Below are 26,315 nucleotides of genomic sequence, written 5' to 3'. Positions count from 1 at the left end.
TGCCTTACTTACTCCATATTGTATGTTGTTCTTTTTATCGGATAAATGATGTTCCATTTGTCTACCTCTAGATCGGCATATAATACATTGGTACTAGAATCTTCTTCATAACGTTCGACTCGACCGGATAATAGAAATTCATTTGCCAACTCATACCATTTAAAATCAAACTCCTTATCAGATAAATACTTATTTGGACTATTCATAGATACTCTCACTGCAAGATCCCGCTCTAAATGTGTATTGATGCTTGTTTTGGCACTCCATCCCGTATCAAGTACATATTTTGATTCTGTAACACAGATATATCTTCCTTTTTTTAGCGTTTTTTGCGCCTCATCAAGTTGTATAGCAAACTTAATTGGAATAAAGTTCAATACAATTGGAGTTGCCACTACAACTAGTGATACAGTGAGTAGAGTTCTTTTAAATCTCCCTGCCTTTTTCAGCTTTATCCCCCGTTTCTTTCAATAGCCATACCGGTTGTCAGACAATTTCAAACTACAATTTCGGGTTTTTCATACTTCATGTACATTTAGAAATCCTCTCTGCCTCCCGCAATGTAACCCTCAATCATGTCAATATACACTTGCTCTGTCAGAACTCTGACTCCCTGTTCCAGATAAGGTTGTAGACTATTCTTTAGCAGTTCCTGAAAGCTTCCTTCTTCAATCTCCGCAACCTTTAACTCAACAGATTCTGGACTCTCAACAACCAAAAGTCTGTACTTGCATGATCCCATGTCTCTGTCGTTTTTCAGAACGATACAGTTATGTAAGAAATCAAAACCCACTAAAGATTTTGCCTCTTCTTTGTCACAGGGACAAAACCAGATCCGCCGAACAGCATCTTCGAAGTTTACGATATTCTTGTACGGAAATTCTACGATGTATGAATAGCCATATTCGAAATACAACTTGTCTTCACCAACTTGAAAACTGTATAAAACGTCTAACAAGAAATCCATGCCATTACTTCGTCCCTGAAAGACATTATCCAGATAATATATTGATATTTAAATCCTCCTCCTTCAAATACACTACATTTCCAGGTATACTGCTAAGTCCCCTTGTCTGCATACCCGCTTCCACAATTTTTGCAATTCAGTTTCCTTATGCTCATTATTGTCATCTTGGAACATAAAGAAGGCTAGGCGGTATGGCCATCTTTTTCTCCTTGTGATTACATTTGGTTATCTCTACTTAATTTGTTCAGCAGAATATTGTAGTTTAGTTCCAACAATAGGTCTTAATAATGTTTTCATCTCTCCTCCTGACTTGTACTATCTCTATCTCCACAAGTTTTTCATTATCTTCATCAAGTCAAAATCATAGATGTTGAGGTAGCTTTTGGACGTGAAATATTTTCTAATGGACTCCCTTTCAATCGGATATATAATTTTCCATTTATCAACATTTAAATATGAATTCAAAAAATACCCACCCTTATCCTCTTCGAAACGATCAATATTACCTATTAATAGAAATGTATTTTCTGAATCAAAGCTCCCAAACTCTTTTTCAGATAAATATCTGTCCGGGCTATCTCCAGATACTCTCACAGCAGATGTCCTATCCAAATGGGAGTTGTTGTCTGCTTGTGCAAACCATTCAGTATCAACAGCAACCTTTTCCTTATAATCTGTGATACAAATATATCTTCCGATTCCTAAGTTTTGTTGTGCATCATCGAGTTCGATGGCCAACCTGATCGGAATAAAGTTTAGTAAGAGAGGCACTATAATCACAACCAACGTAAATGAAATAATAATTTTCATCACTGTACTAGCCTTATTGAACATATTCCGCCTCCTCAGTGTTCCCCTACATCAGGAAGAGTCAAATCTATTTATTCAGTCTAAAATCGTATACCTCGTCCGGGAGCTTAGCTTTGAACAATCTCCATATGTACCATTTTACAATCTGTATCCCATACATTTCTAATGTAGTCAATTCCAGTTCCATACACAACAAAAAACTGCGGACCGCGCCACCCCCTAAAGGATGACACATCCGCAGTCTCACATTATCGTAGATTATAAGAATTCACTCCGACTTCTCCCCGCCCTACTCCTTCTTCCCCCGCAGCAGACTTATCGCCGCCAGCAGAAACGACAGCAGAGAGATGCCCAGCGTGATATAAAGAAGCGGTGAGGTACCTGTGGATTTGTCCACATTTTCCATGATCGCATTGTGCTCATCCATACTCATGGAATCGCCGTTTCCCATATCCATCGAACCATGCGAGTGGCTGTCACTGCCTGCCGCTGCCTCTACAATCGCTGTAATGGAATGCGGGGATTCCGTGCCTTCCTCACCAGACCACTGCACTAGACTGCCGTCCGCATAATGCTGGTAGGCATCCCAGGCGATATCGCCTGCGGTATCCGGGTTCTGGGCTGTAAAATAAAAGCGCTGGAACTGGCCGGCCTGAATGCCTTCCCCCGTCGCTGTCCAGCTGACTTTGTTGCCGTCAATAGTCACGTTCCAGCCCGGCACAGCTTCATACTGCTTGAACTCGGCTCCTTCCGGAATGCGCAGGTCCACCTGCACAGTGGCGGCGTCTTTTTCCGAAGGCACTTTAAGGGTATAAGTCTCCCAGGCTCCAGTGGTTGACTCGGCCGGAGCAACGGTTACATGCGCACTGGCTACCGCTGCGAACAGCATCAGCACAGCAGCTGAGGGCATAGCTAGAGTCATTAGTTTACGAAGCAATTTATTCAAAAATAATTCCCCCTCTTTGAATTCTCAATGATATTAATGTTCATCTCTATGTTTCTCCTCTATCTCTTCCGCGGAAAATCCCGCTCCCGTGAGGCCAGCCCCTGCTCCAGGGCATACCGTGTCAGCTGCGTCCGATTCTGTAGCTGTAGCTTTTGCAGGATGTTTTTAAGGTGGTTTTTGACCGTGTGCTCGGAGATGCCGAGGGTTGCTCCGATTTCCCTATTCGTGGAACCAGAGGATACACAGCCCAGTATTTCCTTCTCCCGCGCTGTTAATGCTTCCCGCTCCTCCTTCACGGAGGTCACTGCAAATTCCTTGAGAATCTGAAAAGCCAGCTCCCGGCTCAGCGGAACCTCTTCACTAACAATCGCCAGCAGATATTCAATCCAGGTCGAAGGAGCCAGGTTCTTCAGCAAATACCCCTGTGCGCCCTGCTTCAGCGCCTCGAATAAATAAGAGATTTCATCCGACACGGTGACGATGACGATCTTGACATAAGGGTACTCCAGCTTGATCCGCCGTGTAGTCTCCAGCCCGTCCATTCCCGGCATTTCAATGTCGATCAGAATAAGGTCGGGCATCCATTGCCCGGTCCAGACCATCGCCTCGGCCCCGCTTCCTACTGCCCCAATCACTTCGAAACGTTCATCCAGCGACAGAATCTCGCCCATTGCTTCACGCGCATGCGCATGATCATCGACGATCAGTACCCGGCAGCGGTTCATCCGCAGCCCCCCCTTTCGTTAGTTCCACTATCGTCCCCCCGGCAGCGGATTTCAGGGCAAGCTGCCAGCCCATGCTCTCAGCACGCTCCTTCATAATCTGAAGGCCGTAGCTTCCGCTCACCGCAAAAGGATCGCTATGTATAATACCCGCACCGTTATCCGCAACGGTCACTCTCCAGTGCCGCTGATCGCCCTGGCCAGAGATGGCAACCTTGCCTGCCCGGGTATGCTTGCGCACGTTGATAATCGCTTCACGGATGCAGGCCAGCAGCTCGGCTTGTTCAGCAGCCGTTAATGCATCCTCCTGCAGGCTCCAATTCAGCGAGACATCGATCATCACCTCACTGGCGATTGCCGACAACTGCTCCTTCACTGAACGTTCCAGCGAGTATTCCGCCTTGCCGGTGACTGGCACCTTGAGACTGGCAATCGCCTGACGTACATAACGGTTCACCTCATGGACCGTCTTTTTAATCTGATCCACACTCTCTGCGCTAATCCCGCCGTTCTTCCGGTTCTGTTCCAGGCGGTCTATCCGCACCGACAACAGGAACAGAGACTGCGCCATCCCGTCATGCAGCTCCTTGGCCAAGCCTTCGCGGGCTTCCATCGCAGCAGTTGCTGCCCGCTCCCGTTCAAGCTCCCGCTGATTCCGCTCCATGATCCGGAACAGCGGCAGCAGCAGTACAATACTGAACAGAAAGACAAGCGCAGGCGTTAAATAGTTTCCCATATCCATCGAAATATAAGGCATCAAAAACTGGTGGCGCACAAATTCCCAGATGCCGACCATAAGCGTTGGAAGCAGCAGAATTAGCAGCTTGATTCTCGTATACGTTGCTGTCCCCTCCTAAATCCTGATTCTAACCTTACCATCTCCGGCTAAGCCCCGGCATGACTCTTTCGGGCTACGCTGTTTCTATAAATGTTACAAAATTAAGTATTTAAAAAGTAACTCTCTCACCCGGCAGATTACATAAATCGAGATTCCCTAATATGATCCGCTAGTAGCGGTTGAAATCTGTGAACAAAGGCGGACGCTACCGCTCATACAGTTCCAAAATCCCCCTCCGTCACTTCTTCCTAAATGTTTATTTTCTAAGTTCAATTTATATAGTGCAGCCTCTATTTCTTAGCAATCGCCGAATAAAGCAGCCTGTACCTATTATTCACGATTACGGTTCGCGAAACAACTTCCGATAAGGTACACTAGGAGCAAAGCGCCGCACAGGTGCAAAATCTAGTTAATTCTAACAGGAGCGGAAATGAAATGAAACGGATAACGATTCTTATCGCCGATGACGATGCCGAAATTGCCGATCTGGTCGGACTACATCTGGAAAAAGAAGGCTATCATCCCGTCAAGGTTACCGACGGGAGAGCAGCCGTTCAGGCGGTCCAATCGCAGCATATCGATTTGGCGGTGCTCGATATTATGATGCCCGGGCTGGACGGGCATGAGGTCACCCGGCAGATCCGGGAGCAGCACAGGCTGCCGATTATCTTTTTAAGTGCCAAAACCTCGGACCTGGATAAAATCACCGGCCTCGTCATCGGAGCCGACGATTATATGACCAAGCCGTTTAATCCCATGGAGCTGGTCGCCCGGGTGAACGCGCAGCTGCGCCGTTCTATGCAGCTTAATCAGCCGCAGGCCGAACAAAAGGCGGTGCTTGAAGCCGGGGGACTGATGATTGATCCGGACCGCCGGACCGTTACTGTCTTCGGGAACAACGTGGAGCTGACACCCAAGGAGTTCGATATTCTCTATCTGCTGGCAAGCTACCCCAAGAAAGTATTCAGCGCAGAGCAGTTATTCCAGCAGGTCTGGGGCGAAACCTATTATGAGAGCGGGAATACCGTTATGGTGCATATCCGCACGCTGCGCAAAAAGCTTGGTGAGGAGCAGAATAAAAATAAATGGATTAAAACGATCTGGGGGGTAGGGTATACATTCAATGGCTAAACTGTTCCGCAGCTTCCGCTTCACCATGATCCTGCTGCTTGTCCTGAGCATGCTCTGCTCCGGCACGCTTACTTATGCATTGTATAAGGTTTTGCAAACATATTATGTTTCTCAGGTTAAGGCCGAGGACTCTCTGGCCAGATTCCGCTACATCATCGGCAATATCGGCGATCTGAATTTCTTCCTGATTTTTTTCATTCCGCTGGCACTGCTGTTCTTCTTCCTCTTCACCAAGCCCTACGCCCGCTACTTCCGGGAGATTTCGCAGCATATCCGCCAGCTGGCTAACGGGGACTTCAACAGCCGGATTGATATCTCCGCAAGCGACGAGTTTGGCGATATTGCCGCTGATTTGAATCTGGCCAGCGGTAAGCTGCAGCAAGCGGTAGAGCGCGGGGATTTCGCCGAGAACAGCAAGGATCAGCTGGTGCTGAATCTGGCTCATGACCTGCGTACGCCGCTGACGTCTGTGCTGGGTTATCTCGACTATGTCCTGAACGACGGAGAGTTATCCGCCGAACAAATCAGGCATTATACCTCGATTGCCTATACCAAGTCCCAGCGGCTGGAAAGGCTCATTGATGAGCTGTTTGAAATCACCCGGATGAATTACGGCATGCTGACCCTCGATAAGCGTCTCCTTGACCTGAGCGAGCTGCTGGTCCAGTTAAACGAAGAGCTCTATCCGCTCCTGGACAACAACGGGCTCCGTGCCCGGCTGGAGATCACGCCGCAGATGGAGATTGAAGGTGACGGCGAGCTGCTGGCACGCGTATTTGAGAACCTGCTCACCAATGCCGTGCGGTACGGCAAAGATGGCCAATATGTCGACATCCGCAGTTACCCCGAGGGGGAGCAAGCGGTCGTTCAAGTGATCAATTACGGCGGCAGCATTCCAAAGCCGGATCTGCCTTATCTGTTCGATATGTTCTATACCGGTGACCGGGCGCGGCAGCATCCTGAAGGCGGCACCGGACTCGGATTATTCATTGCCAAAAATATCGTAGAGCAGCATAACGGTACAATCACAGTGGAAAGCGACCCTATCCGTACGCTCTTTGAAGTCCGCCTGCCGCGGCCACAATAACTCTGCTAAGCGAATTTAAGAAAAACTTTAACTTTACCCCACTTCTTTTTAAACGGTTGCCTCTATTCTTTAGACATGAAGATAAGGAGGAAACCGAAATGAAGAAGTGGGTTTTTTGGGCTGTCATCCTTTTGCTGGTGGGTTATGAGGCGCTCCATCAGAATAAGGAGGTTAACTATAATTCGCATGGAGCAGAAACTGTCCGCGCTATGACTGGAGAATCCGGAGGTTTTGATATAACAGTCCTTTCGAAAAATCAGATTTATCAGGGAAATCTGCTGCTGGTCAACAAGGATTATCCTGTACATAAGACGGGTGTTACCCCCGACATCGTTAACCTGTTCCAACATCACGAGCTGACGGATGGATACGGGCTGCTTAACAACAAAATCATGCTGTCGCAGAAGGTAGCGGAAAAGTTCTCCGCCATGGTAGAAGCCGCCGGACGCCAAGGTGTTACGCATTTTCTGATCAGCAGCGGTTACCGCGGCAAAGAGGAGCAGGAGCGGCTCTATGAGGAGAAAGGCGCTGAAGTTGCTCTGCCCCCCGGCCACAGTGAACATAACCTTGGATTATCGCTGGACATCGGATCTACACAGATGGAAATGAACCATGCACCCGAAGGGCAATGGCTTGAGGAGAATGCCTGGGACTACGGATTTATTTTACGTTATCCGCAGGATAAGACAGACATCACCGGCATTCAATATGAACCCTGGCATTTCCGCTATGTCGGATTGCCGCACAGCATCATTATGCGTGACAAGAACCTAACCATTGAGGAATATCTGGAGTTTCTCAAAAAGGAGAAGATCATAACAGCAGCAGTAGATGGCAGGCAATACCAAATCAGCTACGTTCCTGTTACCGGCAACACCCCGTTCACCATTCCCGCAGGCCGGCACTATGAGGTCTCGGGCAACAACATGGATGGAGTGATTGTAACGGTATATCATGACAGCAATCAATAATATATAAGAAGGCGGGAACCCCGATGAATCTGCTTAAATTTCGCCAGTACGGATTACAGGCTTTGTATGCAGTATATATCTATATTTTGTTCAAAATCATTCTGTTCAAGTTCAGCCCGATTGATTTCCCTTTCCTCTGGCATCAGCTTCAGCGGAGTCCTGACACCATAGAGCGTCAGCTGCAGATGGGCAATTTAGTCCCGCTGGCTACCATATTGAATACCTTTCATCATCTTACAGCTACTACGCTGTTGAATTTTATCGGCAATATACTGCTGTTCATACCGTTCGGTTTATTTACAGCGTTCCTGTCTCTTAACCGGAGCCTTTCCTGGCGCGGGCTGGTCCTTCGGGCTTTTGGATTAAGTGCCTTGCTGGAATGTGCACAAGGCCTATTCTCGATTGGAACCTTTGATGTGGATGATCTTATTCTGAATACCTTCGGGGGCATGCTGGGTTATGGCCTGTTCAGGCTGTGGAAGGGCACGCGAAAAAGCCCTTCGGTCACAGAAAAGTGACGAAGGGCCGATCAGTCTTACGGCTAATGATGCTTCCATTAAAGAATTAATATATTCCCATACTAAGATACCTTTCCCCTGTATCCGGAGCAATACACAGCACCCGCTTGCCGGGGCCCAGCCGGCGCGCTTCCTGCAGCGCCGTCCATACCGCTGCACCGCCTGAAGGGCCGATTAATATCCCCTCTTGGCTCGCCAGCGCCCGGACTGTCTCCAGGGCATCTTCATCGGCAACCTGGACAATTTCCTCATACACCTCAGTATTGAGGATTGCCGGGATGAAGCCCGGACTCGTGCCGACCAGCTTATGCGGTCCTGGCTGTCCGCCGGAGAGTACAGGCGATCCTTGCGGCTCCACAACTACGACCCGCAGATCCGGCAGCTGCCCGCGCAGCACTTCTCCCGTACCGGTAATCGTACCTCCTGTTCCTGAAGTGGCGACGAATACATCGAGCCGTCCCTCCATCTGATCCAGAATTTCCGGTGCTGTCGTCGTGCGGTGGATGTCGGGATTGGCTTTGTTCTCGAACTGCTGCGGGATAAAGCTGTCAGGTATGCCCGCACCCAGCTCCAGTGCCTTAGCTATCGCTCCCGGCATCCGCTCTGCCGCAGGAGTCAGCACCACTTCCGCGCCGTAGGCTTTCAGGATATTGATCCGTTCTTTCGTCATATTATCCGGCATGACTAGAATGGCCTTGTAGCCCTTTGCTGCAGCGTTCATCGCCAGGCCGATGCCCGTATTGCCGCTCGTCGGCTCGATAATCGTTCCGCCGGGCTTAAGTCTTCCGTCCAGCTCCGCCTGGAGGATCAGATTATACGCTGCCCGGTCCTTAACACTGCCGCTGGGATTGAACATTTCCAGCTTCACATATACTTCCGCGTCATCCGGCCCCGCCAGCCGGTTCAGCCGGACTGCCGGTGTGTTCCCGATCAGTTCCGTAATATTGTTCACTACCAGGGATCTCATTCTGTTGTCCTCCTTATTACTATCCATACATGCTGTATCCCCCATTGTAGACTTAAAGGCTGGCATTTGTCGATTGGCAGGACTAGCGGCGGTTCAGGGTTCAAGGAAAAAGCGGCAGCCATGGACAAGAAAGCAAGTCCTGGACTGCCGCAGTTCGATTGATCTTACTCTTCACCAATGACTAATAGTACACCTATAAAAATTAAGATTGTACCTATCCAAAAGGTCAGACCAATCTGCTCACCAAGTAACAGCCACCCTAAAAAAGTCCCGACAACAGGCTGGAAAAAGAAAAATAATCCGCCGCTTGAAGCTTTGAGCATTTGCAGTCCGCGGTTCCACAATAAAAAGCCGCAGGCTGTCGAAATCACGCCTAAGTACAATAATCCGCCCCAAATCGAGGGATGCATCATGGCCGCGACATCAAGTTCGGGTAATCTGCTGATTGTGACAGGTGTAAGTAACACAATGGCCACAAGGATCGTATAAAACGTTACAACAATTTGAGAATAGTGCCCAGGTACTTTTTTAATAAGAACAGACATAAGTGCCCAAGTAAGTGCTGCGATAAGTAGAGATACGCCCCCAAGCTGAAGCGACGGATCAAAACTGCCCGCTCCGACAATAATGCCGACTCCAACCGTTGCCAACAAGAGAGAAACTGCTTTTTTTAGCGTTAGCTTTTCCTTAAGCAGAATTCGGGCAAACAGCACCCTAAACGCAGGTGTCGTTGAAGTGATAATGGCACCCATTTGTGCTGTTGACAGCATAGTACCCGCTTCCTGGGTTAGGATGGAAAGGGTGTTTCCAATCAGTCCGAGCATGAAAATCAGGAGCATATCCCGTTTATCTATACGCCATGACTGTTTAGTAACCAAACCGATGATCAGCAGCGCAGTAATAGCAATGACATAACGAATCCATACCAGTTCAAGGGGTGGCACAACGCCGACCACATGCTTCACAACAACATACATCCCGCCCCAAATACTGGCCGCAAGCGATAAATACAATGATCCGATTAAAGTGTTCTTCATTTTGCACCCTCCGTGTATTAGACAGTCCCTGTCCTTAACGGAGTTGTAGTTTTCCGCCGTTAAGGAAGAAGAACTACTGGTACATCATTTTCAAATAATGGTGACTTCATCATCTGTTTCAGCTCACTTTCCATTACATTAATTCCTTATATTCTAAACGTAAATGATAGATTAGGGTAGGGTACGCTTTATCGGGATGTAAAGATCAACCTTCGCCTTGCCCTCAGGATCAGCATATGGATCATTCATACAAAACTCCAGCGCATGTCGGTCATCCGGTTCAAAATCACTGTTAGGCAGCCATCCGCCGTACACGCTTTGGTAAGCAATCGCTAATTTTTCGATCGTATCATAGAACTTGTACAGGGCATATTGCCCGCCGGATAACGTTTTAAACTCAATGCCCGAACCGCTCTCTGCAGAGAATCCTTCCGGAAGTGTGATGCAAGCATCGTACCTGCAGAATTGTTCGTCGGTTACACTTGGATCATCCAAAGAGATTCCGATAAAATATTGCTCCCGCGGTATAACGTTCTCCTGCGCCCACTTGCCGAGTGTTTCCCAAGCCTTATACGTTTCAAGATAGCTGCCAATGTGCCTTGCAAATGCTACCTGATAGTCTGGAAGCTCTTTTACCTCAATGTTCATATCCCACACTCTCCTCAGAAAATTATTATTGTTTTTGCTACTCAAATCATAATTTTTCGAGAGGGACAAATCTTCCTGATTATTGCCGGGGATTAACGGAATGTTGCTATGTTCCTGCATGGACCTTCTCATTGCGCTTGGTGTGGTCTTATATCGCTTTTTGAATGAGGAATTGAAGCTGGAGACGGAAGTAAAGCCGCATAGCGATGAAATATCCAGCATCGTTTTATTCGTTGCAGTCAGATAGGTAACCGCGTGATGCAGACGTCTCTCCGTAAGATAGATCATGGGCGTTTTATGTATGACTGCCGAAAAGATTCTGGAAAAATGAAACTTCGAAAAATTCGATACCTCAGCGAGCCTATCCAGAGTCAGATCCTGTTCTAAATTCTCCTCGATAAACTGAAGAACAGCCTGAATACGCGCCATGTAATCATTGTTCACCTGGTTTCCCTCAATCCCGATAATATTGTGGATACTGAATAAAAGCTGTTGATCAAACTGTTACTATTTCTCAGAATAGCAAGAAGTTACTGGTTTATGCAACGTGTGAACCCCTCCTCTTCAATATTAGCTGAAAGCTTTGTCTGAGAGGACATTATGGCCGTGCATCGAATATGTTAAAGTATTGGAGGCTGATTTATGACGGCTAAGCGAAAAAATATGGATATTTACGTATTGCTGGCATCTGTTGCGATTATTGCTTATTTTTTCTTCGTAGCTACGCCATATGGAAACCGGCATGGTTTTTTTAGTGAAGCAAGCATGCCCGAAGACGGTCAAATCCTGCCCTATTTCTTAATGACAACGCCTCCCTTGGCCGTCTATATTCTCTTTTGTATCCTAAGCCTGAAACGGATAGCCTATTTACGTTGGCTGAATTATCCGTTAATGATCTTTAATATTCATCTTTTCTCTTTATTTTGCCTTTCAGCATTTAACGGCGGGACCATCTTCTGGTTTGTCTTAATTACGGGGCCAATAACTCTGATGCTGATGGTTGTTTTTCTTATCATAGGATTGATTAAAGACCTGAAATATCTGCGGGGAAAACGAGATCAATAGAAAGACCCTGCCGTCGGGCAGGGTCTTTCTATCTTTTATTTTGCTAAGCTACGTTAAATCTTGCTACCAGACCCTGCAGACCCTGCGCCATTGTGCTAAGGTTACTTGCTGAGGAGGCGATTTGTTCGACCGAAGCCATCTGCTCCTGAGAAGCTGCGGAGACATGCTGTGTATTGGAGGCGGTTGTTTCTGAGATCTCTGTTACGTTGCGGATTGAGACCACAATCTCATCCGTAGCTGCCGTAATTTCCTCCACCGCTCCCGATACCTCTTGTACTTGCCCGGCCAGCGTGTCAATCGAAATGCGGATTTCACCGAAGGAACGGCCAGCCTGCTCAATAATTCCGGTTCCCTCCTCTACCTCGCTCATGCTGCTCTTCATCATTTTCACCGCACTCGCGGCATCGGTCTGAATGCTGGCCGCCATTCCGGCAATAAGGCTGGCGGATTCACCCGATTGTTCTGCCAGCTTGCGTACCTGATCGGCAACAACAGCAAACCCTCTGCCCTGCTCTCCGGCACGCGCCGCTTCGATAGTTGCGTTCAGGGCCAGCATATTGGTCTGTGAAGCAATCCCTTTAATCACGTCCACGATACTGCCAATTTCCTGTGAACGTTCCACGAACCCAAGCACCTGCTGGGACAGCGATTGAATCGAGCGGTTGATGGAAGCCATCTGACGGGAGGCTGCCTGCAGCGATTCATCGCCGGAAATGGTGTAATCTGCGGAACGCAGGGATGCATCGGAAATATCCTGCACACTTGCAGCGATCTGCTGGATCGCGGCGGACATCTCCAGAATGGTCGTCATGTTGGTCTGGAGATCATTCATCTGCTTATCCGTACCGGAAGCGACAGTGCCCATAATATCAGCAATCCGTTCCGTAGTTGCTGCGGTCATTCCGCTGTCCAAGGTAAGCTTGGAGGAAGATACGGCCAGGCTGTTCGCGGACTGGCTGACTTGCCCGATGATGCTGCCAAGATTATCCGTCATCCGGTTAAAGTGACGGGCCATCTCTCCAATCTCATCCTGGCTGCGGACCGTCAACTTGCGGGTCAGATCCGCTTCCCCGTCTGCAATCTCCATTAGCTGCCCGTTTACATCACGGATAGGTTTCAGAATCCGCTGCGAGAGGAGCAGTGCTATGACCGCGGCCAGCAGTACAGAGAAGCCTGTTACCCCTAAGCTGATGCCCAATGCAGAACCCCGGTGCGCTTCCGCCTGGCTTTGCTCAGCCGCTATCTCTTCGTTCAGCATATTCTCAAATACCAGCTGTGAGTCTATGATTGAATCAAGCGAGAGGTTGGTGAACTCTTTTTGCGCAGCCGGGAAATTCCCTTCCTTAGCCAGAGCGAAGGCACTTTCCAGCGTGGTCAAATAAGTGCTCCATCCGGTTTCCAGCTCTGTAATCCCTGCCAGCTCCGCTTCATTTAATCCGGCATTTTTGAGCACCGTGATGGCTGCTGTGATTTCCGGAATCTCCGCCTCATAGGCGGTCAGATAAGTCGTTCTGTCTCCATCCGTATTACTCATCACATATCTGGCGGCAAGCCCGTCCGCCGTACGGATGTTATCGGTCAGCTCCTGCACCAGCGTCAGCTTGCTGTAGTTGCGGTTGATCTGGTCAGACAGCATCGTTGCTTTACCCTGAAAAAATGTATTGCCGGCTATAGCGGATATAAATACGAGAATAACTGCAGCGAAGCCCATTAAAATTCTTGCGCGGATTCCTTTGAACATAACTATTTTCTCCCCATTCTTATGTAATCTGTGATGCTGTTGTTATGTATTGAATTCCTTACACCCCAGTGCGGCCCTCCATTCTCAGCAGCAGCAGACCTGCCGCTTCCGTTCTAATGCTAAACATTTCCTCTGGCTTTATCCTACGGCCTTAGCCTTAAATGGACCTTAAATAGCCTTAAGCTTAAGCTGAACATTAGCTGAAAATATACTTCGCCCAAAAAACGGCAAAAAAAGACCGTCATGAGCGGCTCCAGGCCGGACTCGACGGTCATTGCATAATCCATTATCAGCTATTCGTATAAATTCCCGTTAGCCAGCTGGGCTAGCCGGGTTTTATTCAGCACGCTCAGGCGGCCGTGCTTCCGTTCAATAATCCCTTCCTCGATGAAGCGCCGCACAATCCGGTTCAGATGGCGGTAGCTTGTTCCGAGCAGGTCCGCGGTCTCCGTCAGGCTGGAGGTGCGGATTTCCTCAACCCGCTGGCCTCCGACATTATCTTCGAACAAGGACAGCAGATAGCTGGCAAACCGGTTCTCCACCGGATAGAGCAGATTCAGGGCAGAGGTCTGGCCCAGCGTATACATCTTGTGGCTTAGCTCCCCCATCAGAAAACGCAGCAGCACCGTGTTCTCCTCCAGCTCCTTCAGCAGCATCTTCCGACCGGCCACCAGTAGCAGGCTATCGCCTACAGATTCAACTTCATTTTTGACTGGATACTGCCGGAGCAGCTCCACATCCCCGATCACTGACATCGGCCTTGCGAACCTCACCAGCATAGACTTCCCGTTCGGCAGCAGCGTATGAATTTTCAGCTTCCCCTGCACGAGAATGAACATGCTCTCCAGGCGGTCACCAACCGAGCAGACCGCCTCCCCGTCACCATACCTTCGCAGCTCCATCGCCTCAATAACACCGCTGCTGAACATCTCCCGGAGACCATTTTGCTCGGCAAGCTTATGAACTACTTCCGGGTCAATGATCGACTGCATCCAACCTTCCTCCTTCTACACAAGGACCGCTGTCCAATTGTATTAACTGTAACACAACCCTTTGTCTTCAGGAAGAATGTACCCTTAAGGCGTCTGCTGCGCTCCGAGATATCGCTCAAGCGCCTGCTGCCCCCGGTATGTAGAGATGTTGAAGGAAGGCCATTCCTGTGCGTCTAGCGATGGTTCAGACCTTTTCTCCCGCAGGCTCTGGTCGAGCAAGCCGTTTTCCTGTTTACTGAACGCAATCAGCTTCGGAACAGCTTCCCACGACAACTCCATCAGATAGTGCGTATCCAGCTTCCCGCTGGACTCATAACGGGCTATATTCTGGCCGGCGATGATCCGGTCCATTCCGATATAATTCATGATCACGTAGGCGAACAGGCCAAGCACGATGTACCATTTCATCAGCGGAAACTGTGCCCGGCTTATCCGAACTGAGGCCAGAACCAGCAGCAGCGCAAGGAAGATCATAAACGCATGGACCAGAAAGCGGATCTGCGTATAGCCGTAGGCTTCTTCATATAGTGCCAGGCGGGAATAGGCCGAATACAGCATCACTATCGAGCACAGCACCATAATATAGAGCAGCATGCGGATGAAGGTTTGCAGCCTGGCTTTGGCCTTCCCGAGAGCAAGCAATGACAGCAGCAGGATAGCAAAATTGATCGCCGTCACCAGCATCAGCTCAAAAAATCCGCTCCGGGCATAGTCGGCATATGTACTGTCCTTCGGCAGAATACCATCCCAGGCACCGAACAGATAAGAGAATTGAACCGTAACAAACAGTACATAAACAATATTTATCATGGTCAGAACCGTCGTGATGATGACCGGATCAAGGGTAAAGCTTATAGGTTCAACATCCCCATCGCCATCAGCCTTCCCTTCCTTCTGCTGGAGAGCCGCCTTATTCTGCTGGGGGGCAACGAAACCCCAGAGATAACCGAACAACCCCATTCCCAGCAGTGCACTCCACAGCGTACGGGCAAAGCCTTCATCGAACGATATCCGCTCCAGCAGATCAGGAAATTGATTAAGCACCTGATGGAAAACACCATCTGCCGAAGAGAGCAGGGAAACCACTACCAGCAGAAGCGGAAACGAAAAAGCTAGTCCGATCAATACCTTGATGATCACCTGCTTGCGTTCCCCCTGGATACTGCGGCCGCTTGATTGTTTGATAACGGCAAATACCGTAGGCCAATGCCTCAGGCTCTGGGCAAAAAAATGCTCCAGCGCTGCACCGATCAAGCTGAATCGGCTCCAGGAAGGCTTGCGGTAGCTGAGCATATAAGTCATATGTAACAGAATCAGCGCCGGAAGCACCAGCAGGTTCAGTGCAATGAAAAACCAGTTTGAGAACAGCACAAACGTCATAGACAGCAGGAAAATTGCACCTAGCCAGACATAGCTGAACCACGTAGGCGGACGCAGGCGATCTTTGGCATAGTAGAGCATAAAGCCATAGAACAGGGCCACGAAGATGGGATATGAAACACCGGGCTTATGGCCAAAGAACAAATATTGATGCACAATTGCCAGTATAAAGGCTGCAGCCAGTGCCTGAAGCGCAGTCTTCGGGTTAGCAGGGCCTTTCTCTTCCATGGGAATCCCTCCAGTTGATCACTTTCATATCCTGATTCTAGCTGATAAAATAAGAAGAAAAAGAGAAAAAAAACCAAGTTCATTTCCTATTTTATAAAAGGAGGCTACCTGCCGTGAAGCTGCACAGCCAATTTCTGAAGCTGCATTCGCAGCATGGAGGAGCGGAGGAAGCCGCGGTTACTCTGGACGAGCTGGCGCATACCCTGAGTTGCACTCACCGGAATGCCCTAAATGTGATTAACAAGCTGGCTGAACAGGGCTGGATCCGCTGGACGCCAAGCCGGGGACGCGGGCGGCGTTCTTCGCTGAAGTTCCTGGCGGGTGCTGAAGAGATTGCGCTCCAGTCCATGATGCAGGCAATCAGCAGCAGCGATATGCGCAGCACTATTGAAGGTATCCGCAGATATGCCCGCTCCTCCTCACTGCAGGATACACTGCAGGGCTGGCTGCTGGCCTATTTCGGGCATCATTCCGAGATCCGCAGTGATAGACGGATTGATACCTTGCGGCTTCCGGTAACGCAGCACCTCCACAACCTGGATCCGCTGTATATGAACCTGCTGGCTGAATCCTTTGTTTCCAGCCACGTATTTGACGGTCTGGTGGCGCGCAGCGGCAGAGAAGGCAGGATCATACCCGGACTGGCCCATGCCTGGGATACGGATGAGAAGCGGACGGTCTGGACCTTTCACTTACGCAAGGATGTACTGTTCCATCACGGAAAGGTATTAGCAGCTGAGGATGTCGTATACTCCTTCGAGCGGATGATGAATACTTCGCAGCGCATGCTTTACAGCAACATCTTCAAGGAGATCCGGGAAGTCAAGGCGCTCAGCCCGACTACGGTGCGCTTTCTGCTGAAGAAACCGAACGAGCTGTTCCTTCCCTTCCTCTGCACCAGCCGGGCCGCCATCGTCCCGCGTGATCTGGAGACAACACCTGCCGGCAGCTTCGGGCGCAGACCGGCGGGGACCGGGCCCTTTAAGCTGGTGGAGATGAACGAGGATATGTGCGCGCTGGAAGTGTTCCCATATTATTTCCAGGGACGGGCTCACCTCGACCGGGTGGAGATTCTCTATGTCCCGTGGGACATCGCTTCGGCTGCGGCTGAGACAAGCTCTCCGTTTCATATCATCCCGAACCCTGCCACTGCAGGCTCAGCTGTCTGGAGCCGGATACATTCGGAATCGTCTGTGCGGAAATTCATCACCTGCAATACGAAAAAAAAAGGACCGCTCAGCGATCCCCTGCTACGTGCAGATGTACTCTCCTGTTTACATGAAGGAGCCGCGGCGCAGGGGCCGAAGCAGCACCATGCCGATACGCCGGCACTGCAAATCGCAACCATCCCGCAGTATGCCGGCGATGCCGAGGCCGTTGCCGTTAAGCTGTCGCACCGCGGATATTCATGCAATGTATTATCCGTCTCCCCTGAGGAATTCAAAGGCCCCGTCCGACTGTTGGCTGATCTGATCGTCTTCTCCCTGCTCCGTGATCAGGATGAACAGCTCAGACTGTTCGACCTGTATTCTACGATGGTGCAGCATATTGAGCCGCGAACACGGGCTGATATTGAAGGACGGCTCCAGATCATTGCCCGCGAACAGGATCCGAAGGCCCGCGCCGCAGGCTTCCAGGCGATAGAAGACAGCCTGAGGCATGAGCATCAGCTGCATATCCTGTATGAGAAGCCGGCGGAAACAGCCTATCTGCCCTCTGTCCGCGGGGTTACCTTTAACAGCCAGGGCTGGGTAGACCTGCGTCACCTGTGGTTTCCACCTGAATTGTGAATCCCTGCACTATTCAGGATTATTCCTTACCCGGCAAGGTGTCCATCAGCCCGCGGCCAATCAGATTGGCCGAAATAGGCGCCTTGCCGAGCTCCCTGGCCCAGATTGACAGCTGGCCGATATGATGGATCTCATGGGCGATGACATGGCGCATAATCTCTCCCCAGCCATCGGTTACTTCCGAGCCGTCCTGGCGTACATCCTTAAAAATATTCCGTTCCATTCCCTCATTCCACGCCAGGACAAACGCTTCCACCTCCGGCCGGAAACGCGCATCAAGTGCCCTAACCCTTTCCAGCGTATTATAATCGGCAAAATCCTCCTGAAAATCCGGTTTGCCCTGCATAACCATGATCCAGCTCCACTCCACATCGGCGATATGAAACAGCGTCTTTAGAATCCCGCCAACCCCGCCGACCCGCGGCTGCAGCAGCTCCTCTTCACTCAGCTCCTCACACCATTTATACCATTCTTCCCGGACCATCCAGTTATAGCAAAAAAATGTCTGCATCATGGGCCTCCAATGTTTAAAATTTAATTGAATAATTGTGTCCAGTGTATCACACACGGCTGCAGGACCGGTGGTAAAAAATTAGTATAAAACTGCATTACGGCAAGTTCATATTCGCAGGTATGGAATCTCTGCCGGAATTCAGAGCCGTAATACCGTTACCGGCTCATTATCGCAGATTTCACCGTTGTCACGGAAGCCGAAGCTTTCATAGAACCTTTTTGCAACCAGGTTGTCGGCCTCATATTGAATCCAGCAGTACTCTGCTGGCCCGGCCGGGAAGGTACGGATAAATTCCAGAATTCGTTCCATAGCTTCCCGGCCGTAGCCGCGGTTCTGGTAATGCTCATCAATCATCAGCCGCAGAATGCAATAGCTGTCGTCTGCAATGGACGGGAGCTCGTATCCGGTGTTACCGTAAGTCAGCATTACAAAACCAACCGGTTGTTCATCTGCATAGATAGCAAACGGAAACGGATGTCCCCCGTTGGTGGCAAGGACATAACACGAGGCTACACTGGACAGGTTGGATGCCACGAAGGAGTGCTGATCCTCTGAAACCTGCAGGTTAAATATGGCGCGCCGGTTGTCCAGCGTGATTTTTCTAAGCGTAATCATACCGTATTCCTCCCTATACGGCCTTCCTTCCAAAAATATACAGTCACGAAAATAGTACCATAGATACCTTACAACTTGTAATCCAATTGTCAGAAAACGCAAAAATACCGGTGAATTGATCACCGGTACGTAAAGGTTATATTTGGGATACATATGTAAAAAAACATCAGTTTTCCTTGCGTTAACTATAAAATTAATATAGCACGGAAATGTCAACATAGCAAGCATTTTTATGGAAAACGAAGAAAATAAATGGTTTCCCCCCTGGGGCTGGCAGCAAAGGATCTAGAGAATGCTTAGTGCCGCTGTATTCCCTTCCCCTTATGATGATATGATCTTCTGCACGAAGGAGGCGGTAAAAATGCAAATCAGTCTCAGAGATATCCGCAAAAGCTTTAAAGTGTACAAACGGCCCGAAGGAAAATGGGGGCTGCTAAAGGGAGCCTTTATGCGGAATGTAACCACAGTGGAGGCGCTCGGCGGTATCGGGTTTGATATCGCCGAAGGCGAGCTGGTGGGTTACATCGGTCCGAATGGTGCCGGCAAATCCACTTCTGTGAAAGTCATGAGCGGCATCCTGACACCGGACAGCGGCGAATGCACCATCCTTGGCAAAGTTCCCTGGAAGCACCGCGTAGAGCATGTATCCAGAATCGGCGTCGTCTTCGGCCAGCGGTCGCAGCTGTGGTGGGATGTGCCGGTGGCTGATTCTTTTGACGTGCTGAAGGATATTTATGCGATTCCTCCCGGAGATTATAGGATAAGGCTATCGGAGTTAACAGCAACTCTCGGTGTGGAAGCGCTCTTAAGAACGCCGGTGAGACAGCTGTCGCTGGGACAGCGGATGCGTTGTGAGCTGGTGGCGGCACTGCTGCACCGGCCCAAAATTCTGTTTCTGGATGAGCCGACCATCGGACTCGATGCAGTATCCAAGCTGGCGCTGCGCAATTTTTTGAAGCAAGAGAACCGCGAGTATGGGGTCACGATGCTGCTGACTACGCACGATATGGATGATATTGAGGCACTATGTGAGCGGGTTATGGTTATCGGGCACGGCCAGCTGCTCTATGACGGAAGGCTCTCGGGCCTGCAGGAGAAATACGCGCCTGAAGTGGTCATGAAGGTCAACACTGACGCGATGATTGCCGCCATGTACAATGATTTAGCCCTGACTTAAGCCGGTTTTGGCGGATTGACTATGTCTATATGCTCATCTATCAGGAGGTGTAATAATGAATTTTAGAAATACGTGCCGGGCCTGCAGCTCCCTCTTCCGGATAAGGATGGCCGAAGGGCTGCAGTACCGTGTATCCGCAATCTCCGGCACGGTGGTCGGGGTATTCTGGGCGCTTCTGGAATGTGTGCTGTTCACCGTGTTCTATACATACAGCGAGAATGGCTCGTGGAACAATAACGGGCTGAGTCTTCCGCAGACGATATCCTATGTGTGGCTGGCCCAAGGCCTGTTTGTGCTGCAGAGCATGAGCATCGACAGCGAGATCATGGGCAAAATCAACAATGGAGACGTTGGTATCGAGCTGTGCCGGCCCATGAACCTTTACACTCACTGGTTCGTCAAAAGCTCGGCCGGCAAGCTCGGCACCTCGTGGATCCGCAGTCTGGCCACCGTGCTTGCCGGTTTGCTAATGCCGGTTGGATATGCACTAGGCGGGCCGGCCTCACTCACCGCGCTGTTCTGTTTCATCCTCTCTGTGGTCATGGCGTTTGTGCTATGCTCGGCATTTGCCATGCTCGTGACCGCAATCCGGTTGAACATTACCTGGGGGGACGGGCCGACCTATATGCTTTTACTTGTGAGCGGCATTTTGTCCGGTACTTATCTTCCGCTGCGGCTCTGGCCTGATTTCATGCAGACCTTCTTGTACCTTCAGCCATTTGGAGGGTTTGCAGATATTCCGGTACAGCTGTATATAGGGAGCATGGCTCCTACCGCCGCACTGCCCGGCATTGGCCTGCAGCTTATCTGGAGCCTGCTCTTCATTGCGGCCGGCCGGCTCATCATGAAACGCAAACTGAACAGTATTATCGTCCAGGGAGGTTGAGACTAACAAATGATCGCTGAAGGTAAGATCTATTTCAAATATTTGCGGATGCATCTGCTGTCCGGCATGGAGTATAAGGGCTGGTGGCTGATGCTGATTCAAGTCCTGATCGTTGTAGTCTCGGACCCCATTGCCACCGTCCTGCTGTTCTCCCGCTTTGGCAATATCGGCGAATGGACCGTTGCCCATATCATTCTGGTTTACTCGCTGGCAGTGGCTTCCTTCGGACTCGCTGAGAGCCTCTGCCGCGGCTTTGACTATTTCCCGTGGCATCTGCTGCGCTCCGGGGATTTCGACCGGCTGCTGCTCCGACCCCGTTCCCTGTTCGTCCAGGTTGCCGCCTCCAGATTCCATCTGCACCGGCTGGTCCGGCCTGTCACCGGAATCTGTGCGGCAGGCTGGGCGCTTGGGGAGCTTGGCATCCCCCTGACGCCCGGCAGGCTCGGAATTCTGGCGATGGCGCTGGCGGGAGGCTGCTTGATGTATTGCGGAGTATTCGTGCTGACCTCGGGTCTGGCATTTTTCACAATCAAAGGACTCGACTGGATTTATCTGCTGACCAATGCCAGCTACCAGATTACCCGGTGTCCGGAGCCGTATATGCCGCGGGCGCTGAAATCCGTATTCAGCTTTGTGCTCCCGATGCTGTTCATCAGCTTCTATCCGGCGGCTACAGTATGCGGCTGGAAATACCCGCAGTGGCTGGGCTTCCTCTCGCTTCCCGCCGGAGCTGTATTCCTGGGACTCTCACTGCTGGTCTGGCGCATCGGCGTGAGGCATTACAAAAGCACAGGAAGCTGACTCCGGTTAACGGAATCAGCTTCCCTGGTAGAACTTCACGGCTAAGTATGGGCTCCATTACATACTTCAATGTGAGCTCAGATGCTTGCGGTAGCCCTCAACCTTCTCATCCCGGTAGCCCATCCTCTCATAGAAGACATGGGCTTCCTTGCGTTTCTCACCGGAGACCAGGATGATGTAATAACAATCCCGCTCATGGGCAATGCCTTCAATGGCGGTCATAAGCTGTTTGCCCAGACCCTGGCGGCGGGCCCGCGCGGAGACAACAACATTCTCAACGACCATAAACGGCCGGCAATCTCCTACGAGATCTTGGCAGATGATCCCCATGATGGAGCCGAGCAGTTCCCCGTCCACATAAGCACCTAATAATATGTACCGGCTGTCTGCCTTGATTGCCGCAAAAGCATTGGTAAGTTTGTTTAGATCCGCCATTGTACCCGTCAATTCACCATATAGCTCATTTAAGGCCGGGAGCGAGTCTGCCTCAATTTCTTTAATAGACACCATCTGTACTCTATACCTCCTGCTTCCTGCATGTTTGAATTATTTCTCATATACATAAAGCTGTCCATTTCGCGGGTGCTTCATCCGTTGTCCGATGTAAGATCTGCGCTGCAGCTCCCGCTCCAGCTGTTTCATGAATGCTCCGTGGGTTACGATCAGCACGTTCGTCCTGTGCGGCTCAGCCTCCAAATTGTCCAGAACCGTATTAATCCGCTGCAAAGTTTCCCGCCGGCTCTCCGGCTGCGAGGGATGACCAGCCAGCCACAACAGCCGCCCTATAACCAGCCAACAAACTACAGGAAGCTTGAAGCCGGACAGCTTTACTGCCGCCACTCCAATTTCTCTTACCTGCTCGCTTAGTGCTATATCGCCTGAATAGATGTGGCGGGCAGTATGTACGGCTCTCGGCAAATCGCTGCATATGCAGTAGTCCCAATGCTGTGCATCATCCATGAATTGTGCCGGGCGGATGCCGGCTGCATCGTAATCTGCTACCCAGCTGTTAAACTGCTCACCTGTGATCCAGCCCCGCACCGGGACATGCTCTGCCTTAAAATGCCTGACCAGACCAATTCTCATTTGAGCTCAGTCCCATCTGTCACCAGTTCAAACTGCTCACTCTGTCCGTCCCAATCGACACTCACCTTAATGACTGACTCCTCCCGGCCCACCAATCCGCCGCCAGTCCCCTGCATCCGAAGACTTTCTACCCTTAAAGGCCCTTCCATCGTCTGACTGGACCCGTGCCCAACCGCATCAAAGCCGAAGGTGAATTTTTTGATCTCTTTCAGATCCCCAGATTTCCCTTTGTAGGCAAGCTGGAAGGTATACTCACTGGAAGGCTGGTAATGCGTTGCTTTCCCTTCTGAGTAGACAGGTTTCTCTGTAAGTGTCTCACTGTAGATTGCTGACCAGTGCTTGCCCTCTCCGGAAAAAGTATAAGTATGATAAAGGGTTCCGTTGCTGCAGGCGGAATTCAGTATGAGCATAAGTCCGCACAGCAGCAATGTACGCATTAGTACTATCTTCCTCATGCCTTTACTCCTCTCTTCCGCAGGATAAATAGCTCAGCACAGCCTCCATCCGTTCTTCGACGGACTGATCACCCTCCAGCCTCAGAACCGGACACGGAAGCTCCATCATCCAGGCTTCGTGGAGCGCCCGGCTTCTGACCCCCGGCCCTGCTGAGTCATATAAACTGGCCCACTCCAGAAATGTCTGCACATCCTCGTACCTGCTTCCGCCCGGCAGACTATGTTCGCCGTAACGTGCGAATTCTCTGGCTCTCAGCCGCTCCAGCCTAAGCTCCGGGGGAATCCACAAGAAGATGACCAGATCAAAATATGAGCGCAGCCCGTCTCCCCAGCCGCAAACGGCCCCCGATAGAATCCATGGCTCCTGATGCTCCAGATCATACTTAATCCTGCTAAGCCTCTCACGGATATCACTCGGCTTCGAAAACTTCCGCTCCCAATAATAGTCATCGCTGTCCAGATGGACATGCGGCAGCCGTCCGGCCAGCGCATGCCCGAGCGTGCTCGTACCTGCCCCCGAAGCACCCATAATATGAATCCTGCTCTTCATCTATACCTCCAGATCCGTATCCCGTTTCACGCAGCGGGGTTAGCCCTCCTCAGAGATATCCGGTGGAATGCGGCGGGCCATACCTGTAGAGACAGCAGCTTTGATTACAGCCAGCCGTACCTGCTCGACTACTTTTTCGTTAAAAATACTCGGGATAATGTATTGCTCATTCAACTCGTCGTGGTGAACCACCGAAGCAATGGCCCGTGCTGCCGCCAGCTTCATCTCTAGATTAACCGCCTTGGCCCTGCAATCCAGTGCTCCGCGGAAAATCCCCGGAAAACACAGCACATTATTGATCTGATTCGGATAATCACTTCTGCCTGTCGCCAGCACACGGACATAAGGCTCCGCCAGCTCAGGCTCTATTTCCGGAGACGGATTGGCCATCGCGAATACGATGTTATCACTGGCCATGCTTCGTAATTGCTCCACGGTCAGCACACCCGGACCGGATACCCCAATGAATACATCCGCTCCGCGCATGGCCTCCGTTAAGCCGCCTGTAATCCCCTCCGGATTGGTCGCTCCGGCCAGCCACTGCCATTCTGCATTGCTGTATACCTGTTCCCTGTTAAGAATTCCCTCCCGGTCAACAGCGCAAATTGTCACGGCGCCCGCCGCAAGCAGCAGACGGCAGATGGACACACCGGCTGCACCGATGCCTACAACAACGATCCTGCATTCTGCAAGCTCCTTGCCTACTACTTTCAGTGCATTCAGCAATCCGGCTAATGCGACTACGGCCGTACCATGCTGATCATCATGAAATACGGGAATATCGAGCTCAGCAGCCAGCCGCCGTTCAATCTCAAAGCAGCGCGGAGAACTGATATCCTCCAGATTGATTCCGCCGAAGCCAGAGGAAACCGCTTTCACGATGCTGATGATTTGCTCCGGGTCTTTCGTGTCCAGGCAGAGCGGGAAAGCATCAATGTCTGCCAGCTGCTTGAACAGCATGGCCTTACCCTCCATAACCGGCATTGCCGCCTCCGGGCCGATATCACCGAGACCGAGTACTGCCGTTCCGTCGGTAACAACAGCTACCGTATTTCTTTTCATAGTCAGGGAATAGGCTTTGCCGGGGTCTTCCGCTATAGCCATACAGACACGGGCCACACCAGGGGTGTAGACCAGCGACAGATCCTCACGGTTTTTGATCGGCATCTTAGGGGTTATCTCAATTTTGCCGCCGATGTGGGCAAGGAATGTCCGGTCCGATACATTGATGACCTTGATCCCCGGCAAGGTTGAGAGCACGGTAAGGATCTCTTCGTTAGCCGCATCCTGTACATTTACAGTAATGTCGCGGATGGTCAACTCTTTCCCGGCACGGATAACGTCGATAGCTACAATATCCCCGCCCGCTGCTGCGAGCGCTGAAGCTACATCACCAAATGAAGCAACCGATTTGCGGATTTCCAGGCGAATAATCATTGTAGTAGCGATAGACATAGACAGGCCTCCTAGACCAAAATTTTCTATATCTACTATACTACAGTTCACACAATGTACATAATGGTAGAGATTTCATAATGAGAATCACCACCATATCAACCCATAATTTAACATATTCACAAAGATAATTGCCTGCAAAATTGTAACTATTTCCGCAGGAATATTTATCCTCTCTCTGGATATTCGCAAGCTTTCACACGCTGAGCACCTTCATAATGGCCGCATAACAGGAGTCCTTATACAACCCGTGCAGCTCGTCCTTATCCGCCATCAACCATTGGATCAGACAGCCGTCGATGATCGCACGGATCACGGGTGCTGTTGTATCCGGGGACAGGTCCTTTGCGAAAATCCCTTCCTGCTGTCCGAGACTCAGGATCTCCGTACTGATACTTGCGCAGCTGTCATAGAATCGCTGGTTAATCTCCCGGTAGACCGGGATGCGGCTGGCTCTCGCCAGGAAATCCAAATAGACGCGGTAAAAGGAACGGTTCTGGTCCGGGCCGGGGAAGGCGGAGCTGATATAGGCGGTCAGCTTGCCGGTAGCCGTATTCTGCACTGCTACCGCTGCTTGCTCCTTTGCAGAGATTTTGCCGGTCAGCCATTCGAGCAGTTCAATCAGAACCGCTTCCTTATTCTCAAAATAATAATGGACAACCCCTTTGCTGACCTCTGCATTATCGGCAATGGTCTGCAGGGTCACTGCGTCGTAGCCGCGTTCGGAGAGCGAATGAAAGGCGGCATACAAAATTTGCTTGCGTTTCTCTTCCGACTTCTTGTAACGTACCATAGGACCTCCATGATAGTAGGTATGTAAAACAATCATTGATTAAGTTCAACATATATGATGTGTATTATATCATGGTAATAAAAAAGTTGACCGGTCAGAATAATTAATATATAACAGGCTTATAAATACAGTCCGGATGAGGAGC

General features: G+C 50.3%; 29 protein-coding genes. 9 read left to right on the top strand and 20 right to left on the bottom strand.

Annotated elements, in window-relative coordinates; all coding sequences use genetic code 11:
- Nucleotides 1-8: 8 nt before the first annotated feature.
- The 6 genes from QU597_RS11605 to QU597_RS11580 all read right to left on the bottom strand — a co-directional run bounded on the left by QU597_RS11605 (nucleotide 9) and on the right by QU597_RS11580 (nucleotide 4,241).
- The gene (locus QU597_RS11605; RefSeq protein WP_310832778.1) at nucleotides 9-377 is read right to left on the bottom strand and encodes a hypothetical protein; all 369 of its coding nucleotides are present in this window, start codon (nucleotides 375-377) and stop codon (nucleotides 9-11) included.
- 158 nt (nucleotides 378-535) lie between these two features.
- Complete coding sequence (locus QU597_RS11600; protein WP_310832777.1) at nucleotides 536-967, bottom strand: hypothetical protein; 432 nt, start codon at nucleotides 965-967, stop codon at nucleotides 536-538.
- Nucleotides 968-1,288: 321 nt separating this feature from the next.
- Entirely contained in the window at nucleotides 1,289-1,801 is a 513-nt protein-coding gene (locus QU597_RS11595) for a hypothetical protein (RefSeq protein ID WP_310832776.1), read from the bottom strand.
- 265 nt (nucleotides 1,802-2,066) lie between these two features.
- Nucleotides 2,067-2,723: a YcnI family copper-binding membrane protein gene (locus QU597_RS11590; protein WP_310832775.1), complete on the bottom strand. Its 657-nt coding sequence runs from the start codon at nucleotides 2,721-2,723 to the stop codon at nucleotides 2,067-2,069.
- Between the two features lie 59 nt (nucleotides 2,724-2,782).
- Nucleotides 2,783-3,448, bottom strand: coding sequence for a response regulator (locus tag QU597_RS11585; protein ID WP_310832774.1), 666 nt, complete (start codon nucleotides 3,446-3,448; stop codon nucleotides 2,783-2,785).
- Entirely contained in the window at nucleotides 3,417-4,241 is an 825-nt protein-coding gene (locus tag QU597_RS11580) for a sensor histidine kinase (RefSeq protein WP_310832773.1), read from the bottom strand. Before QU597_RS11580 ends, QU597_RS11585 begins: the two co-directional genes overlap by 32 nt.
- 477 nt (nucleotides 4,242-4,718) lie before the next feature.
- Here QU597_RS11580 and QU597_RS11575 point away from each other — a divergent pair, with 477 nt between their 5' ends.
- From QU597_RS11575 to QU597_RS11560, 4 genes are all read left to right on the top strand, one after another.
- On the top strand, nucleotides 4,719-5,414 hold the full coding sequence (locus QU597_RS11575) for a response regulator transcription factor (RefSeq protein WP_310832772.1): 696 nt from the start codon (nucleotides 4,719-4,721) through the stop codon (nucleotides 5,412-5,414).
- Nucleotides 5,407-6,501, top strand: a complete 1,095-nt coding sequence (locus QU597_RS11570; RefSeq protein WP_310832771.1) for a HAMP domain-containing sensor histidine kinase — start codon at nucleotides 5,407-5,409, stop codon at nucleotides 6,499-6,501. Before QU597_RS11575 ends, QU597_RS11570 begins: the two co-directional genes overlap by 8 nt.
- Nucleotides 6,502-6,599: 98 nt before the next feature.
- Nucleotides 6,600-7,472: a M15 family metallopeptidase gene (locus QU597_RS11565; protein WP_310832770.1), complete on the top strand. Its 873-nt coding sequence runs from the start codon at nucleotides 6,600-6,602 to the stop codon at nucleotides 7,470-7,472.
- A gap of 23 nt (nucleotides 7,473-7,495) precedes the next feature.
- Nucleotides 7,496-7,990 carry a VanZ family protein gene (locus QU597_RS11560; protein WP_310832769.1) on the top strand — a complete coding sequence of 165 codons (495 nt, stop codon included), beginning with the start codon at nucleotides 7,496-7,498 and terminating at the stop codon, nucleotides 7,988-7,990.
- A gap of 46 nt (nucleotides 7,991-8,036) precedes the next feature.
- Here QU597_RS11560 and cysK read toward each other — a convergent pair whose 3' ends face one another.
- The 3 genes from cysK to QU597_RS11545 all read right to left on the bottom strand — a co-directional run bounded on the left by cysK (nucleotide 8,037) and on the right by QU597_RS11545 (nucleotide 11,086).
- Nucleotides 8,037-8,957, bottom strand: a complete 921-nt coding sequence (gene cysK, locus QU597_RS11555) for a cysteine synthase A (protein ID WP_310832768.1) — start codon at nucleotides 8,955-8,957, stop codon at nucleotides 8,037-8,039.
- A 164-nt stretch (nucleotides 8,958-9,121) separates the two neighbouring features.
- Nucleotides 9,122-9,994, bottom strand: coding sequence for a DMT family transporter (locus QU597_RS11550; RefSeq protein ID WP_310832767.1), 873 nt, complete (start codon nucleotides 9,992-9,994; stop codon nucleotides 9,122-9,124).
- 171 nt (nucleotides 9,995-10,165) lie between these two features.
- Complete coding sequence (locus tag QU597_RS11545; protein ID WP_310832766.1) at nucleotides 10,166-11,086, bottom strand: AraC family transcriptional regulator; 921 nt, start codon at nucleotides 11,084-11,086, stop codon at nucleotides 10,166-10,168.
- Nucleotides 11,087-11,284: 198 nt separating this feature from the next.
- Between QU597_RS11545 and QU597_RS11540 the strand changes: the two genes are divergently transcribed.
- A complete protein-coding gene (locus QU597_RS11540; RefSeq protein WP_310832765.1) occupies nucleotides 11,285-11,707 on the top strand; it encodes a hypothetical protein in 423 nt (140 codons plus the stop codon).
- A gap of 43 nt (nucleotides 11,708-11,750) precedes the next feature.
- Here the strand turns inward: QU597_RS11540 and QU597_RS11535 are convergent, their stop codons facing one another.
- The 3 genes from QU597_RS11535 to QU597_RS11525 all read right to left on the bottom strand — a co-directional run bounded on the left by QU597_RS11535 (nucleotide 11,751) and on the right by QU597_RS11525 (nucleotide 16,048).
- The gene (locus QU597_RS11535) at nucleotides 11,751-13,448 is read right to left on the bottom strand and encodes a methyl-accepting chemotaxis protein (protein ID WP_310832764.1); all 1,698 of its coding nucleotides are present in this window, start codon (nucleotides 13,446-13,448) and stop codon (nucleotides 11,751-11,753) included.
- Nucleotides 13,449-13,741: 293 nt separating this feature from the next.
- A complete protein-coding gene (locus tag QU597_RS11530) occupies nucleotides 13,742-14,440 on the bottom strand; it encodes a Crp/Fnr family transcriptional regulator (RefSeq protein ID WP_310832763.1) in 699 nt (232 codons plus the stop codon).
- 84 nt (nucleotides 14,441-14,524) lie between these two features.
- On the bottom strand, nucleotides 14,525-16,048 hold the full coding sequence (locus QU597_RS11525; protein WP_310832762.1) for a DUF4153 domain-containing protein: 1,524 nt from the start codon (nucleotides 16,046-16,048) through the stop codon (nucleotides 14,525-14,527).
- A gap of 113 nt (nucleotides 16,049-16,161) precedes the next feature.
- On the opposite strand from QU597_RS11525, the gene QU597_RS11520 reads away from it, so the two are divergent.
- Nucleotides 16,162-17,838: an ABC transporter substrate-binding protein gene (locus tag QU597_RS11520; RefSeq protein ID WP_310832761.1), complete on the top strand. Its 1,677-nt coding sequence runs from the start codon at nucleotides 16,162-16,164 to the stop codon at nucleotides 17,836-17,838.
- A gap of 19 nt (nucleotides 17,839-17,857) precedes the next feature.
- Here the strand turns inward: QU597_RS11520 and QU597_RS11515 are convergent, their stop codons facing one another.
- Nucleotides 17,858-18,349: a DinB family protein gene (locus QU597_RS11515; protein ID WP_310833285.1), complete on the bottom strand. Its 492-nt coding sequence runs from the start codon at nucleotides 18,347-18,349 to the stop codon at nucleotides 17,858-17,860.
- A gap of 141 nt (nucleotides 18,350-18,490) precedes the next feature.
- A complete protein-coding gene (locus QU597_RS11510) occupies nucleotides 18,491-18,967 on the bottom strand; it encodes a GNAT family N-acetyltransferase (RefSeq protein WP_310832760.1) in 477 nt (158 codons plus the stop codon).
- Between the two features lie 361 nt (nucleotides 18,968-19,328).
- Here QU597_RS11510 and QU597_RS11505 point away from each other — a divergent pair, with 361 nt between their 5' ends.
- Genes QU597_RS11505 through QU597_RS11495 form a run of 3 tightly spaced genes read left to right on the top strand, consistent with a single transcriptional unit; the run spans nucleotide 19,329 to nucleotide 21,831 of the window.
- Entirely contained in the window at nucleotides 19,329-20,144 is an 816-nt protein-coding gene (locus QU597_RS11505) for an ABC transporter ATP-binding protein (RefSeq protein ID WP_310832759.1), read from the top strand.
- 55 nt (nucleotides 20,145-20,199) lie between these two features.
- Nucleotides 20,200-21,030 (top strand): ABC transporter permease, encoded by an 831-nt coding sequence (locus tag QU597_RS11500; RefSeq protein WP_310832758.1) that lies wholly within the window; start codon nucleotides 20,200-20,202, stop codon nucleotides 21,028-21,030.
- Nucleotides 21,031-21,039: 9 nt separating this feature from the next.
- Nucleotides 21,040-21,831 carry an ABC transporter permease gene (locus QU597_RS11495; protein ID WP_310832757.1) on the top strand — a complete coding sequence of 264 codons (792 nt, stop codon included), beginning with the start codon at nucleotides 21,040-21,042 and terminating at the stop codon, nucleotides 21,829-21,831.
- A 66-nt stretch (nucleotides 21,832-21,897) separates the two neighbouring features.
- On the opposite strand, the gene QU597_RS11490 is transcribed toward QU597_RS11495, so the two are convergent.
- The 6 genes from QU597_RS11490 to QU597_RS11465 all read right to left on the bottom strand — a co-directional run bounded on the left by QU597_RS11490 (nucleotide 21,898) and on the right by QU597_RS11465 (nucleotide 26,170).
- A complete protein-coding gene (locus QU597_RS11490; protein WP_310832756.1) occupies nucleotides 21,898-22,341 on the bottom strand; it encodes a GNAT family N-acetyltransferase in 444 nt (147 codons plus the stop codon).
- Nucleotides 22,342-22,377: 36 nt separating this feature from the next.
- Nucleotides 22,378-22,917 (bottom strand): histidine phosphatase family protein, encoded by a 540-nt coding sequence (locus QU597_RS11485; protein WP_310832755.1) that lies wholly within the window; start codon nucleotides 22,915-22,917, stop codon nucleotides 22,378-22,380.
- Nucleotides 22,914-23,372: a hypothetical protein gene (locus tag QU597_RS11480; RefSeq protein ID WP_310832754.1), complete on the bottom strand. Its 459-nt coding sequence runs from the start codon at nucleotides 23,370-23,372 to the stop codon at nucleotides 22,914-22,916. The genes QU597_RS11485 and QU597_RS11480 overlap by 4 nt, the downstream gene beginning before the upstream one ends.
- A gap of 4 nt (nucleotides 23,373-23,376) precedes the next feature.
- Nucleotides 23,377-23,922 carry an ATP-binding protein gene (locus QU597_RS11475; RefSeq protein ID WP_310832753.1) on the bottom strand — a complete coding sequence of 182 codons (546 nt, stop codon included), beginning with the start codon at nucleotides 23,920-23,922 and terminating at the stop codon, nucleotides 23,377-23,379.
- Nucleotides 23,923-23,961: 39 nt separating this feature from the next.
- Entirely contained in the window at nucleotides 23,962-25,377 is a 1,416-nt protein-coding gene (locus tag QU597_RS11470) for an NAD-dependent malic enzyme (RefSeq protein ID WP_310832752.1), read from the bottom strand.
- A gap of 196 nt (nucleotides 25,378-25,573) precedes the next feature.
- Nucleotides 25,574-26,170, bottom strand: a complete 597-nt coding sequence (locus QU597_RS11465; RefSeq protein WP_310832751.1) for a TetR/AcrR family transcriptional regulator — start codon at nucleotides 26,168-26,170, stop codon at nucleotides 25,574-25,576.
- Between the last annotated feature and the right edge of the window lie 145 nt (nucleotides 26,171-26,315).

This window comes from Paenibacillus pedocola (assembly GCF_031599675.1).
GTDB classification, from domain to species: Bacteria; Bacillota; Bacilli; order Paenibacillales; family Paenibacillaceae; genus Paenibacillus_AQ; species Paenibacillus_AQ pedocola.
Note: the sequence above shows the minus strand (reverse complement) of the source record. Positions and strands in the feature narration are given on the sequence as shown.